We start from the raw sequence: 13,660 nt of genomic DNA, 5'->3' as shown, positions 1-13,660 counted from the left end.
GACGGCCGGGCCGCCCGCGGCGCGGCGGCCCGCCCGGCCCGCCGCCCGGCCCGCGGCGGCACCGCGGCGTGTTCGTCCGCCGCGACCCGCTGAAGCGCCTCAACATCGGGCTGCTCGCCGTGGCGTTCGTGCTGTCGCTGTTCGCCGGGCGCCTCGTCCAGCTCCAGACCATCGACGACGACCGGTACGCCGAGCTCGCGCTGCGGCAGCGGGTCAAGGAGATCGACCTTCCCGCCCTCCGCGGCGAGATCACCGACGCGAAGGGCAACCCGTTCGCGATGACGGTGGAGGCCCGGTCGGTGTTCGTCGACCCGTCGATCATCGAGCCGGAGAAGCGGCAGGAGATCGTCAACGCGCTGGCGCCCACGCTCGGGCTCAACCCCGCAACCGTGATGAAGGCGGTCAGCAAGCCCGACACCCAGTTCGTGTACCTGGCGCACGGGGTGCGGCCGGAGAAGGCCCGCATGATCAACGAATGGGGTTTCGCCGGGATCGGAACTTTGCCGGAGTATCGCCGGGAGTATCCCAACGGTTCGCTCGCGGCGGGCGTCATAGGTTTCGTGAACGATTCGGGCGAGGGCGCGGCCGGGATGGAGGCCGCGATGAACGACGTCCTCGCGGGCCGCGACGGCCGGCAGCGGGTCGAGCTGAGCCTGGAGGGGCAGCACATCCCGATGGGCGAGGACCAGAAGCAGGCCCCCGTCCCCGGCCGCGGCGTCCGCCTCACCCTCCTGCAGGACCTGCAGTACAAGGCGCAGCAGGCGATCACCGATCAGGTCAAGGCGACGAACTCCGAGAGCGGCAGCGTCATCGTCATGGACCCGCGCACCGGCAAGATCCTCGCGATGGCCTCCGCGCCCGGCTACGACCCGAACGAGTACGGCGAGTCGAACCCGGACGTGTGGGGGAGCCCGCTCGTCCAGAAGGCGTTCGAGCCCGGCAGCACCGGGAAGGTCGCCACCGCCGCGGCCGTCCTCGAGCACGGCGGCGTCACCCCGCACACCCCGTTCGTCGTGCCCGACCGCATCCGGCGCTACGAGCTCTTCCACGACTCGCACCCGCACCCGAGGGAGCGGCTCACCTTCGCCGGGATCCTCGCCGAGTCCAGCAACGTCGGCACCATCCTGGCCGCCGAGCGGATCAGCGAGGAACAGCTCTACAGGACGCTGCGCGAGTTCGGCTTCGGGGAGAAGACCGGCCTGAACCTGCCCGGGGAGACGGCCGGGAGCCTCCGGCCGCCCGACCGGTGGTCCGGGACCGACCGGCACACCATCGCGTTCGGGCAGGGTCTCTCGGTGAACGCCGTGCAGATGGCCAGCGTCTACGCGACGATCGCCAACGGCGGCGTCCGGGTCGAGCCGAGCCTCGTCGCCGGGACCGTGGACGAGAACGACGAGTTCGACCCGGCCGAGGAGCCGGCGAGCAGGCGGGTCGTCAGCACCCGCACCGCGCGGCAGATCAGCGACATGCTGGAGGGCGTCACCACCGAGGAGGGTACCGCGCCCAAGGCGCAGATCGAGGGGTACCGGGTCGCCGGCAAGACCGGCACGGCCGAGCGGATCAACCCCGACACGGGCTCCTACAAGGGCGGCGGCTACGTGGCGTCGTTCGCCGGGTTCGCCCCGGCCGACGACCCGCGGCTGGTCGTTCAGGTCGTCCTGGAGAACCCCAGGCGCGGCAGCCACTATGGTGGCGACGTCGCGGCCCCGGTCTTCCGGGACGTGATGAGCTTCGCGCTGCAGACACAGAAGATTCCGCCGACGGGAAGCGAACCGCCGACGATCCGGACCCACGCGCGGGACTGATCGCAGCGAGTACCCTTCCACGCCGTGAGTCCACCGCCGAACTCATCGCCGACGCCGCGGCGGTTCCGTTCCGATTCCACCGAAAGTCACGTCATGCGTCCGACCACCAATCCGGCCCGTCCGCTGAGCGGGCTCGCGGAGCTGCTCGGGATCGAGGCCGGTGATCTGGGGCGCGCGTCCGCCACCGGGATCACGCACGACTCCCGGGCGGTCCGGCCCGGCGACGTCTACGCGGCGCTGCCGGGGACGCGCGCGCACGGCGCGCAGTTCGCGGCGCAGGCCGCGCGGGCCGGCGCGGTCGCCGTCCTCACCGACCCCGCCGGGCACGAGCGGGCCGCCGCGACCGGCCTGCCCGTCCTGGTCGTCCCGGACGTCCGCGCCCGGCTCGGCGACGCGGCGTCCTGGGTGTACGGCGAGCCCGGCCGCGACATCACCCTCATCGGCGTCACCGGCACCAGCGGCAAGACCACCACGGTGTTCCTCGTCGAGGCGGGGCTGCGCGCCGCCGGGCTCGAGACGGGCCTGGTCGGCGGCGTCGAGATCCGCGCGGGCGGCGACACGGTGCCGAGCGCGCTCACCACGCCGGAGGCCACCGACCTGCACGCGCTGCTGGCGATGATGCGCGAGCGCGGCGTCGGCGCCGCCGCGATGGAGGTGTCCAGCCACGCGCTCGTCCAGGGCCGCGTCGGCGGCGCCCGCTACGAGGTCGCGGTGTTCACGAACCTGTCGCAGGACCACCTGGACTACCACCCGACCATGCAGGACTACTTCCTCGCGAAGGCCCGCCTGTTCACCCCCGAGTACTCCGGCGTCGGCGTGGTCAACCTCGACGACCACTACGGCCGCGAGCTGCTGGAGATCGCCACCGTCCCCACCACGACGTTCTCCGCGTCGGGCGACCCGGGCGCCGACTGGCGCGCCGAGGACGTGCGCCTCGGCGCGGACGGCGCGACGTTCCGCGTCGTGGGGCCCGGCGGCGTCGAGGCCGACGCGGGCGTCGCGCTCCCGGGCCCGTTCAACGTCGCGAACGCGCTCGCCGCGATCGTCGCGCTGGTGGAGGCCGGGATCACGCTGCAGGCGGCCGTGCGGGGCGTCGCGTCCTGCCCGGGCGTCCCCGGGCGGCTGGAGCGGATCGACGAGGGGCAGGACTTCGTCGCCCTCGTCGACTACTCGCACAAGCCCGGCGCGGTGGAGGCCGTGCTGACCGCGCTGCGCCCGGTGACCGAGGGGCGGCTCGCGCTGGTGCTGGGCTGCGGCGGCGACCGCGACCGCGGCAAGCGCCCGCTCATGGGGGAGGCCGCGCTGCGGCTGGCCGACATGGCGTATTTCACGAACGACAACCCCCGGTCCGAAGATCCGCTCGCGATCCTCAACGCTATGGTCGAGGGCGGGCTGAAGGTGCCGCAGCAGCAGCGGGCGCGCGTCGTGGTGGAACCCGACCGCGCCGCCGCGATCGCGCTGGCCGTCGGCCGGGCCCGCCGCGGCGACGTCCTGGTCATCGCGGGCAAAGGGCACGAGCAGGGCCAGAACATGGCCGGCGAGGTGCATCCGTTCGACGACCGCGAGGTCGTCCGCGCCGCGCTGCGGCGCCACTTGGGTGAGACGAGAGGGGCGGGGACGCAGGCGTGATCCCACTTCCGCTGTCGACGATCGCGGAGATCACGGAGGGGACCGTGCACGGCGGCCCCCCGGACGCCGTGGTGCGCGGTCCCGTGATCGTCGACTCCCGTGCGGCCGAGCCGGGCGCGCTGTTCGCGGCGCTGCCCGGCGAGCGCGCCGACGGCCACGACTTCGCCCCCGCCGCGCTCGCGGCCGGGGCCGCCGGGGTGCTCGCGCAGCGCCCCGTGGACGGACCCGCCGTGCTGGTCCGCGACGTGCGGGAGGCGCTCGGGCGGCTCGCCCGGGGCGTGCTGGAACGGCTCCCCGACACGACCGTCGCCGCGGTCACCGGGTCGGCCGGCAAGACCTCCACCAAGGACCTCATCGCGCAGGTCGTCGGCCGCACCGGCCCGACGGTGTTCCCGCCCGGGTCGTTCAACAACGAGATCGGGCTGCCGCTGACCGTGCTGCGCGCCGACTCCGGTACCCGGCACCTGGTGCTGGAGATGGGCGCGCGCGGCATCGGCCACATCGCCTACCTCACCGGCATCGCGCGGCCCGACGTCGGCGTCGTCCTCAACGTCGGGACGGCGCACGTCGGCGAGTTCGGCGGCCGCGAGATGATCGCGAAGGCGAAGGGCGAGATGGTCGAGGCCCTCACGCCCGAGGGCACCGCGGTCCTCAACGCCGACGACCCGCTCGTCAGCGCGATGGCGTCCCGCACGGTCGCGACCGTCGTCACGTTCGGCCGGTCGCCGGACGCCACCGTCCGCGCCGTGGACGAGACCCTGGACGAGCGGGGCCGCGCCCGGTTCACGCTCGTCACCCCGGAGGGCTCGGCGCCGGTCGCGCTGCGCCTGCACGGCTCGCACGCCGTCCCGAACGCGCTGGCCGCCGCCGCGGCCGCCCGCGCCGCCGGGGTCGCGACCGCCGGCATCGCCGCGGCGCTGTCGGAGGCGGAGCCGGTCAGCCGGTGGCGGATGGAGGTCACCGAGACCGCCGACGGCGTCACCGTCGTCAACGACGCCTACAACGCCAACCCGGACTCGACGCGCGCCGCGGTCGACGTGCTCGTCCACATGGCCCGCGGCCGCCGCGCCTGGGCCGTCCTCGGCGAAATGGCCGAACTGGGCGACTCGTCCGCCGCGGAACATGCCAAGATCGGGGAGCATGTCGCCCGCAGCGGCGTCGCCGGCCTCATCGTCGTCGGCGCGAACGCCGCCGCGATGGCCGAAGGGGCCGCCCGGGCGACGTCATGGACGGGAGAGTGCGTGCAGGTGGATGACGTCGGCGCGGCGGTGGCCGCGCTCAGCGAGCGGCTCGCGCCACGGGACGTCGTGCTGGTCAAGGGATCGCGGGTGGCGGGCCTGGAACGGGTCGCCGAGGGCGTCCTGTCCGGCCGGCGCGGGGCGGGCGCGACGGCGCCCGCCGACGGCGGACCCGGTGACGCGGAGGCCGCCCGATGACCGACATCATGATCGCCGCCGGGGTGTCGCTGGTCTTCGTGGCGCTCGGCACCCCGGTGTGGATCAGGATCGTCAACCGGCTCGGCTACGGCCAGATGATCCGCGACGACGGGCCCGAGGCCCACCTCACCAAGCGCGGCACGCCCTCGATGGGCGGCACCGTCTTCATCGTCGGGTCGCTCGTCGGGTACGCGGTGTCCCACCTGATCACCGGGAACGCCCCCACGGTCTCGGGGATCCTCGCGCTGTTCCTGATGACCGGCCTCGGGCTGGTCGGGTTCGTCGACGACTACATCAAGGTGTTCAAGCAGCGCAGCCTCGGCCTGCGCAGCGGCGCCAAGATGATCGGGATCATCCTGGTCGGCGTCGTGTTCGCGGTCGCGTCCCTGCGGTTCCCCAACGGCTACGACGTCACCCCCGCCTCCGCCCACATCTCCTTCCTGCGCGACTTCGGCCCCTCGATCGGCCCCTACTTCTTCGTGCTGTGGGCGCTGCTGCTCATCGCGGCGATGTCCAACGGCGTCAACCTCACCGACGGGCTGGATGGCCTCGCCGCCGGGCCCGCCGGCATGGTGCTGGCCGCGTACGTGGTCATCGGCAACTGGCAGCTGCGCAACAGCTGCTCCGCCGCCCTCGCCCCCAACTGCTACAGCGTCCGCGACCCCCTGGACCTCGCGGTCGTCGCCGCCGCCGTGCTCGGCGGCGTGTTCGGCTTCCTGTGGTGGAACGCCCCCCCGGCCAAGATCTTCATGGGCGACACCGGCTCGCTGGCCCTCGGCGGCGTGCTGGTCGCCCTGGCCATCCTCACCCGCACCCAGCTGCTGCTCGCGGTCCTCTGCGGGCTCATCGTGATGATCACCCTGTCGGTGATCATCCAGGTGGGCGGGTTCAAGATGACTGGGAAACGCGTGTTCAAGATGGCGCCGCTGCAGCATCACTTCGAGCTGTCCGGATGGGCCGAGACCACGATCGTCGTGCGGTTCTGGCTCATGTCCGCCCTGTTCGTCGGGATCGGCATCGGCCTGTTCTACCTGGAGTGGATGCCGAAGTGACGAACGGTCCCTGGGACGGACTGGCGGTCTGCGTGGCCGGGCTCGGCGTGTCCGGCGCGGCCGCCGCGCGGGCCCTCGCCGCGCGCGGCGCCCGCGTCACCGCCGTGGAGGCCCGCGACGACGAGGAGCGGCGCGCGCTCGCCGCCGAACTGGAGGCCCTCGGGGTCGCGGTCCGGCTCGGCGACGGCGACACCCTCCCCGCGGGCCTCGACCTGGTGGTGACCTCGCCGGGCTGGCGCCCGGACGCGCCGCTGCTCGCGGCGGCGGCCGACGCCGGCATCGAGATCATCGGCGAGGTGGAGCTGGCGTGGCGGCTGCGCCCGGCCGAGGGCGCGGCGCCCTGGCTGGCGATCACCGGGACGGACGGCAAGACCACCGCCGTGCGGATGCTCGCGTGCATGCTCGCCGCCGCCGGGCACGACGCCCTCGCCGTCGGCAACGTCGGCACCCCGATCGTCGAGGCGGTCGCCGAGAAGCACGACGTCCTGGCCGTGGAGCTGTCGAGCTACCAGCTGCACTGGTCGAGCTCGCTCGCCCCCGCCGCGTCCGCCGTCCTCAACATCGCCCCCGACCACCTCGACTGGCACGGCTCCATGGAGGCGTACGTCGAGGCCAAGGGCAAGATCTACGCGCCCGGCTGCGTCGCCGTCCACAACGCCGACGACCCCACGTCCACGGCCCTCGCCGAGAACGCCCCGGGTGTCGAGCGCCGCGTCGGGTTCACCCTGCGGGTGCCGCGGCCCGGCGAACTGGGCGTCGTCGAGGAACTGCTCGTCGACCGGGCGTACACGGAGCACCCCGCGACCGAGGCCGCCGAGCTCGCCGCGCTGCCGGACGTCCGCCCGTTCGCGCCGCACAACGTCGCGAACGCGCTCGCCGCGGCGGCCCTCGCCCGCGCGTACGGGGTGCCGCCCGAGGCGGTCCGGGACGGCCTGCGCGCGTTCGTCCCCGACCCGCACCGCATCCAGCACGTCGCCGACGTCGACGGCGTCGCCTACGTCAACGACTCCAAGGCCACCCAGCCGCACGCCGCCGCCGCGTCCCTGGCCGCCTACGAGCCGATCGTGTGGATCGCGGGCGGCCTGCTGAAGGGCCTGGACGTCGACGACCTGGTCCGATCGTGCGCGGCGCGGCTGCGCGGGGTCGTGCTGATGGGCCGCGACCGGCACCGGCTCGCCGAGGCGCTCGCGCGACACGCGGCGGATGTCCCGGTCGTGGACGTCGCCGACACCGACACTGGGGCGATGGACCGCGTCGTCAACGAAGCCGCCGGGCTCGCCCGTCCCGGCGACACCGTGCTGCTCGCCCCCGTCGGGGCCTCCTTCGACATGTTCGCCAACTACCCGGCCCGCGGCGACGCGTTCATCGCGGCCGTCGAACGGCTCGCCGCGTCCCGCGGCGCGGCCGCCGGCGGCGGCGCCGGACCGGGGGACGGTCCCCGGAGCACCCGGTAGGGCGCGGCGCGATGGCCTCCGTGCCGGCCGGGTCCGCACCGGCCGATTCCGCGCCGGGCGACCGGAAGGGGGCCGGCGGCCCCCGCGCCCGGCGGTTCGGGCCGCGCGAGCGCGCGGTCGCCGCCGTCGGCCTGCTCGACCGCCCGCTGACGTCCTACTACCTCGTGCTCGGCTGCACGGTGCTGCTGGTGGCGCTCGGCCTGACGATGGTGCTGTCGGCGTCCAGCGTCGAGCAGCTCCAGGCGACCGGCTCGGCGTACACGCTGGTGCAGAAGCAGGCGCTGTGGCTGGGGATCGGGCTGCCCGGCATGTGGCTGGCGTCCCGGCTGCCGGTGAAGACGTTCCGCGCGTTCGCCTACCCGCTGCTGCTGCTGTCGATGGTGGCGCTCGCGCTCGTCCTGGTGCCCGGCCTCGGCCGCAGCGCGTGGGGCGCGACCCGCTGGATCGATCTCGGGCCGGTGCAGATCCAGCCGTCCGAGCCCGCCAAGCTCGGCCTGGTGCTGTGGGGCGCCGACCTGCTCGCCCGCAAGGAGCGGCTGGGGCACCTCACCGAGTGGCGGCCGCTGCTGGTGCCGCTGCTGCCCGGCGCCGGGTTCCTGGTGCTGCTGGTCATGCTGGGCAGCGACCTCGGCACCACGCTGGTGCTGCTGACGATCTTCCTCGCGCTGCTGTGGGTGGTCGGCGCGCCCGGACGGCTGTTCGTCGGGATGGCCGGGATGGTGCTGCTGCTCGTGTCGATCCTCATCGTCGTCGAGCCGTACCGGATGCAGCGCCTCACCGGGTTCCTCGACCCGTCCGGCAACACCCTCACCAGCAGCTACCAGAGCGTCCAGGGCCTGTACGCGATCGCGTCGGGCGGCCTGTTCGGGATCGGCCTGGGGGAGAGCCGCGCCAAGTGGGACTACCTCCCGCACGCCGAGACCGACTTCATCTTCGCGATCGTGGGCGAGGAGCTCGGGCTCGCCGGCACGCTCGTCGTGCTGGGCCTGTTCGGGCTGCTCACCTACGCGGGGCTGCGCATCGCCAAGCGCGTCCAGGACACCTTCACGCGCCTCGCCGCCGCGGGCGTCACCGCGTGGCTCGTCGTCCAGGCCGTCATCAACATCGGCGCGGTCATCAACGTCCTGCCCATCACCGGGATCCCGCTGCCGCTCGTGTCGTACGGCGGTTCCGCGTTGATCCCGACCCTGCTCGCGCTCGGCATGCTGCTCGCCTTCGCGAAACGGGAGCCCGGCGCGAGACAGGCACTCTCCGCACGGGGCCCCGGACCGGTCGTGAGGGCTCTAAGCTGGCTAGGCCTGGCACGTCGGTGATTTTCATGAGGAGTTGTCAACGAGCATGAGGGTTGTCCTGGCCGGCGGCGGCACCGCCGGACACATCGAGCCCGCCCTGGCCCTCGCGGACGCGCTGCGCCGCAACGACCCGAACACCGGGATCGTCTGCCTGGGGACCGAGCGCGGCCTGGAGACCCGGCTGGTCCCGCAGCGCGGCTACGAGCTCGCCCTGATCCCGCCGGTGCCGCTGCCGCGCACGCTGACGCCCCAGCTGCTGACGGTGCCCGGACGGCTGCGCGGCGCGATCAACGCGGCGGCGGCCGTCATCGACCAGGCGCAGGCCGACGTCCTCGTCGGCTTCGGCGGCTACGTCGCCACGCCCGGGTACCTCGCCGCCCGCAAGCGCAAGATCCCGATCATCGTGCACGAGGCCAACCCCAAGCCCGGCCTCGCCAACAAGCTCGGCGCCCGGTTCACCGAGCACGTCGCGGTGTCGCACGCCGACTCGCCGCTGCCCAACCCCACGTTCGTCGGGATCCCGCTGCGCCGCGAGATCGCCACGCTGGACCGGCTCGCGATGGGGGACAAGGCCCGCTCGTACTTCGGCCTGCTGCCCGACCTGCCCACCCTGCTGATCTTCGGCGGGTCGCAGGGCGCCCGGGCGCTCAACCAGGCCGCCGTCGCCGCCGCGCCGTACTTCCGGCAGGCCGGCATCCAGGTGCTGCACATCGTCGGGCCGAAGAACACCGAGGAGCCCGAACCGGTGTCGGGTGGACCACAGTACGTGACGATCCCCTACTGTGACCGCATGGACCTCGCCTACGCCGCCGCCGACATGGCCATGTGCCGCGCCGGCGCGATGACCTGCGCGGAGCTGGCCGCGGTCGCGCTGCCCGCGGTGTACGTGCCGCTGCCCATCGGCAACGGCGAGCAGCACCTGAACGCCGAGCCGATCGTGGCCGCCGGCGGCGGGCTGCTCGTCGACAACGCCGAGCTGTCGCCCGACTGGATCGCGCAGAACCTGCTGCCGGTCCTGGCCGACCCCGCCCGGGTCGCGAACATGTCGGAGGCCGCCGGGCGGATGGGCCGCCGGGACGCCGACGCGGCGCTGGCGCAGATGGTGTACGACGTGGTGCGGTCGGCGGGCGCCGCGCGATGAGCCTGATCGATCCCAGCGAGGTGGTTCCGGCCGGGGAGCTCGGCCGGGTGCACTTCATCGCCATCGGGGGCGCCGGGATGTCGGGCATCGCCCGGATCATGCTGCGGCGCGGCATCGCCGTGTCCGGCAGCGACGCCCGCGACTCCGAGCTGCTCGCGCAGCTCGGCGCGATGGGCGCCGACGTGTTCGTCGGGCACGACGCCGCGCACCTCGGGGACGCCGACACCGTCGTGGTGTCGACCGCGATCCGCGACGGCAACCCCGAGCTCGTCGCCGCGCGGCGGCGCGGCCTGCGGGTCCTGCACCGGTCCGCGGCGCTCGCCGCGCTGATGGCCGGCCGCCGCGCCGTCGCGGTCGCCGGCACGCACGGCAAGACGACCACCACGTCGATGCTCACGGTCGCGCTGCAGCACGCGGGCGCCGACCCGTCGTACTGCATCGGCGGGCAGCTCGTCACCACCGGGCTCGGCGCCGACGAGGGAACCGGGGACGTGTTCGTCGCCGAGGCCGACGAGAGCGACGGCTCCTTCCTGATGTACACGCCGCACATCGCGGTGATCACGAACGTCGAGGCCGACCACCTCGACAACTACGGCGGCTTCGAGAAGGTCAAGGAGAACTTCGCCCGCTTCGTCGACCGCGTCGAACCGGGCGGGACGCTCGTCGCCGGCGCGGACGACCCGGTCGCGATGGAGCTGGCCGGGCGCGCGCGCGAACGGGGCCTGACCGTCCGGACGTACGGGGTGGCCGAGGACGCCGACCTGCGCGTGACCGGATTCACCCCGCGCGGCCTCGGCTCCCGGTTCGAGATCGCGGGGGTCGGCGAGGTCGCCCTCGGCGTCCCGGGACGGCACAACGCGCTCAACGCCACGGCCGTCGTCGCGGTCGCGCAGGCGCTCGGCCTGGACGACGCCGCGGTGCGGGACGGCCTCGCCGCGTTCGGCGGCGCGATGCGGCGGCTCGAACCCAAGGGCGAGGCCGGCGGCGTCGAGGTGTTCGACAGCTACGCCCACCACCCGACCGAGGTGACCGCCGACCTGGAGGCCACCCGCGACTACGCGCGGGAGAAGGGCGGGCCGGGGGAGGACGGGCCCCGCCTCATCGCGGTGTTCCAGCCCCACCTGTACAGCCGCACCCGCTTCTTCGCCGCCGAGTTCGGCGCGGCGCTCGGCCTCGCCGACGTCGCGGTCGTCCTCGACGTCTACGGCGCCCGCGAGGACCCGGAGCCGGGCGTCACCGGCGAGCTCGTCGCCGACGCCGTCCCGCCGGGAACCGAGACCGTGTACGCGCCGGTCCGGGACGACGTCCCCGGGATCGCGGCGTCGCTGGCCCGGCCCGGCGACCTGGTCATCACCCTGGGCGCGGGGGACGTCACCGCGCTCGGCCCGCCGATCCTGGAGCGTCTCGGGCGGCGCTGACCGGCGTCCGACGGCCGTGTGCACCGAGGGCCGTGTGCACCGAGGGCCGTGTGCACCGAGGGCCGTGTGCACCGAGGGCCGTGTGCCGCGCGCGAGGGTGACACGCCGGGGGCGCCGTGGTGGGCGGCCGTCCGGGCGGAGACTGTCAAGCTTGGGTCATGACCGAGTCGCGGGCGGGTCGGCGCGAGCCGGCGGAGGCGGTGGAGCCCGCCGAGGACGAGCGGGCCGGCGGCCGCTGGAAGGCGGTGTTCGTCGCATTGCTGGTCGTCGGCGTTCTCGGCGCCGTGACGTGGGTGCTGCTCGGCTCGCGCCTGCTGGTGGTGCGGCAGGTGGAGGTCGGCGGCACCGACCTCGCGCCGCGCGACCGCATCACGGCCGCCGCCGGCATCGACCTGGGCGTGCCGATGGCGCGGCTCGACACCGGCGAGATCGCCGCCCGCGTCGAGCGGCTGCGGGAGGTCGAGTCGGCCGAGGTCGAGCGGCACTGGCCGGGCACGGTCCGGATCGTCGTGGACGAGCGCGTCCCGGTCGCGGTGTTCGAGCGCGGCGGCCGGTACCACCGCATCGACGGGGACGGCGTGGTCGTGGCCGACGGCACGGCCCGCCCGTCCGGGCTGCCCACGCTGAGCGTCGGCGCCCCGGGCCCGTCCGACGCGGCGACGCTCGCGGCGCTGCGGGTCCTCACCGTCCTGCCGGACTCCCTGCGCGGGCTGGTCGCCGAGGTCGAGGCGACCGCGCCCGAGGCCGTCACCCTGTTCCTGAACGACGGGCGGACGGTCGTGTGGGGCGAGGCCGGACGGGCCGACGAGAAGATCCGGCTGCTGGAGGCCCTGCAGCGGACCGAGGCGGGGCGAGCCGTGCGGAGGGTGGACGTCAGCTCCCCGGACGTCCTCATGACGAGCTGACCTCGCGGGCCGTTCGGGAGACCCGTTCGGAAGACCTGTTCGGCTCCGGTGCGTGTGTCGAGGCGCGCGGCGCCGTCCGATGGGGCACGCTGGACGGGCGGGCCGCGGACGCGGCCGGTGGATTGGGACGGCTGAGACGGATGATTCGGACGTTACGCGGCGGGACGGTGCGGGAAGCGGCCCTCATGGGAGGATGGCCCCCGCGCCGATGGCGTCGCCAACCTGGGCAAACCGGCGCCGAGTGCGACACGCCGGTGGAGTTCGGGGGAGGTTAGTTGACCCTGGCGGTAAGGCCGCCCTACTGTCCGTATCAGTCCTCAGGTTGACATAACTGTAAGCCTCAAGTTGAGGGTGAGGGTTGAGGGCGGCCCGGTCCGGCGGACCGGACGCTCCCGGCTCGCGCCAATTGCACACAGGTCAGGAAACACCGCGGCGGCACGGTCGAAAGACCGGTCAGGCGGTCGGATAGAGCGAGCGGAAAGGCCCCTCGTCGTGGCAGCACCGCAGAACTACCTCGCGGTCATCAAGGTCGTCGGCATCGGCGGCGGCGGCGTCAACGCCGTCAACCGGATGATCGAGGAGGGACTCAAGGGCGTCGAGTTCATCGCTATCAACACGGACGCCCAGGCGCTGCTGATGAGTGACGCCGACGTGAAACTGGACGTGGGCCGCGAGCTCACCCGGGGCCTCGGCGCCGGCGCCAACCCGGACGTGGGCCGGAAGGCCGCCGAGGACCACCGGGAGGAGATCGAGGAGGTCCTCAAGGGCGCCGACATGGTGTTCGTCACCGCCGGGGAGGGCGGCGGCACCGGCACCGGGGGCGCGCCGGTCGTGGCGAACATCGCGCGCTCGCTCGGCGCCCTGACGATCGGCGTCGTCACCCGCCCGTTCAGCTTCGAGGGCAAGCGCCGCGCGATGCAGGCCGAGGCCGGCATCGAGACGCTGCGCGACGAGGTCGACACCCTCATCGTCATCCCCAACGACCGGCTGCTGTCGATCTCCGACCGGCAGGTCAGCGTCCTCGACGCCTTCAAGGCCGCCGACCAGGTGCTCCTGTCCGGTGTCCAGGGCATCACCGACCTCATCACCACGCCGGGCCTCATCAACCTGGACTTCGCCGACGTCAAGTCCGTCATGTCCGGCGCCGGCTCGGCGCTCATGGGCATCGGCTCCGCGCGCGGCGACGACCGCAGCGTCGCGGCGGCCGAGATGGCGATCTCCAGTCCGCTGCTGGAGGCCAGCATCGACGGCGCCCACGGCGTCCTGCTGTCCATCTCCGGCGGCTCCGACCTCGGCCTGTTCGAGATCAACGAGGCCGCCCAGCTGGTGTCGAACGCCGCCGCGCCCGACGCGAACATCATCTTCGGCGCGGTCATCGACGACGCGCTCGGCGACGAGGTCCGGGTGACGGTGATCGCCGCGGGGTTCGACGAGGGCCGTCCGGCCAAGCCGGCCCCGGAGCCGGACCACCGCAAGTCGCCCCCCCCGCCGCGGCCGGAGCCGCGGCCACCGGCCTCCGCGCCCGCCG

The 13,660-nt window shown here is 74.0% G+C and carries 10 protein-coding genes; all 10 read left to right on the top strand.

The genetic code is table 11. The features are described 5' to 3' along the window. The first annotated feature begins 68 nt into the window (after nt 1–68). Complete coding sequence (locus tag ACFQ11_RS34475; RefSeq protein ID WP_449193664.1) at nt 69–1,805, top strand: peptidoglycan D,D-transpeptidase FtsI family protein; 1,737 nt, start codon at nt 69–71, stop codon at nt 1,803–1,805. A 93-nt stretch (nt 1,806–1,898) separates the two neighbouring features. Beyond that, nucleotides 1,899–3,434, top strand: coding sequence for a UDP-N-acetylmuramoyl-L-alanyl-D-glutamate--2,6-diaminopimelate ligase (locus ACFQ11_RS34470; RefSeq protein ID WP_378306528.1), 1,536 nt, complete (start codon nt 1,899–1,901; stop codon nt 3,432–3,434). Continuing rightward, a complete protein-coding gene (locus ACFQ11_RS34465; RefSeq protein WP_378306527.1) occupies nt 3,431–4,870 on the top strand; it encodes a UDP-N-acetylmuramoyl-tripeptide--D-alanyl-D-alanine ligase in 1,440 nt (479 codons plus the stop codon). The genes ACFQ11_RS34470 and ACFQ11_RS34465 overlap by 4 nt, the downstream gene beginning before the upstream one ends. Further along, nucleotides 4,867–5,922 (top strand): phospho-N-acetylmuramoyl-pentapeptide-transferase, encoded by a 1,056-nt coding sequence (gene mraY / locus ACFQ11_RS34460; protein ID WP_378306526.1) that lies wholly within the window; start codon nt 4,867–4,869, stop codon nt 5,920–5,922. The genes ACFQ11_RS34465 and mraY overlap by 4 nt, the downstream gene beginning before the upstream one ends. Further along, nucleotides 5,919–7,376: a UDP-N-acetylmuramoyl-L-alanine--D-glutamate ligase gene (murD, locus tag ACFQ11_RS34455; protein ID WP_378306524.1), complete on the top strand. Its 1,458-nt coding sequence runs from the start codon at nt 5,919–5,921 to the stop codon at nt 7,374–7,376. The genes mraY and murD overlap by 4 nt, the downstream gene beginning before the upstream one ends. Nucleotides 7,377–7,387: 11 nt before the next feature. Next, a complete protein-coding gene (gene ftsW / locus ACFQ11_RS34450) occupies nt 7,388–8,689 on the top strand; it encodes a putative lipid II flippase FtsW (RefSeq protein ID WP_378306522.1) in 1,302 nt (433 codons plus the stop codon). Between the two features lie 25 nt (nt 8,690–8,714). Then, a complete protein-coding gene (gene murG / locus ACFQ11_RS34445; RefSeq protein ID WP_378306520.1) occupies nt 8,715–9,809 on the top strand; it encodes an undecaprenyldiphospho-muramoylpentapeptide beta-N-acetylglucosaminyltransferase in 1,095 nt (364 codons plus the stop codon). After that, nucleotides 9,806–11,227: a UDP-N-acetylmuramate--L-alanine ligase gene (murC, locus tag ACFQ11_RS34440; RefSeq protein ID WP_378306518.1), complete on the top strand. Its 1,422-nt coding sequence runs from the start codon at nt 9,806–9,808 to the stop codon at nt 11,225–11,227. Before murG ends, murC begins: the two co-directional genes overlap by 4 nt. 158 nt (nt 11,228–11,385) lie before the next feature. Beyond that, a complete protein-coding gene (locus tag ACFQ11_RS34435) occupies nt 11,386–12,132 on the top strand; it encodes a cell division protein FtsQ/DivIB (RefSeq protein WP_378306516.1) in 747 nt (248 codons plus the stop codon). Between the two features lie 492 nt (nt 12,133–12,624). Further along, nucleotides 12,625–13,660 (top strand): cell division protein FtsZ (gene ftsZ / locus ACFQ11_RS34430; protein WP_378306514.1); only part of this gene is annotated, 1,036 nt, incomplete at its 3' end.

Origin of the sequence: Actinomadura sediminis (assembly GCF_042675525.1) — a bacterium.
Classification (GTDB): Bacteria; Actinomycetota; Actinomycetes; order Streptosporangiales; family Streptosporangiaceae; genus Spirillospora; species Spirillospora sediminis.
The sequence above is the reverse complement of the archived record's forward strand: the minus strand, read 5'-3'. Positions and strand labels throughout refer to the sequence as shown.

Bases quoted from the DNA above. Each gene is read 5' to 3' on its own strand.
- ACFQ11_RS34470 (WP_378306528.1), top strand. From the start codon at position 1,899: ATGCGTCCGACCACCAATCCGGCCCGTCCGCTGAGCGGGCTCGCGGAG.
- mraY (WP_378306526.1), top strand. From the start codon at position 4,867: ATGACCGACATCATGATCGCCGCCGGGGTGTCGCTGGTCTTCGTGGCG.
- ftsW (WP_378306522.1), top strand. From the start codon at position 7,388: ATGGCCTCCGTGCCGGCCGGGTCCGCACCGGCCGATTCCGCGCCGGGC.
- murG (WP_378306520.1), top strand. From the start codon at position 8,715: ATGAGGGTTGTCCTGGCCGGCGGCGGCACCGCCGGACACATCGAGCCC.
- murC (WP_378306518.1), top strand. From the start codon at position 9,806: ATGAGCCTGATCGATCCCAGCGAGGTGGTTCCGGCCGGGGAGCTCGGC.
- ACFQ11_RS34435 (WP_378306516.1), top strand. From the start codon at position 11,386: ATGACCGAGTCGCGGGCGGGTCGGCGCGAGCCGGCGGAGGCGGTGGAG.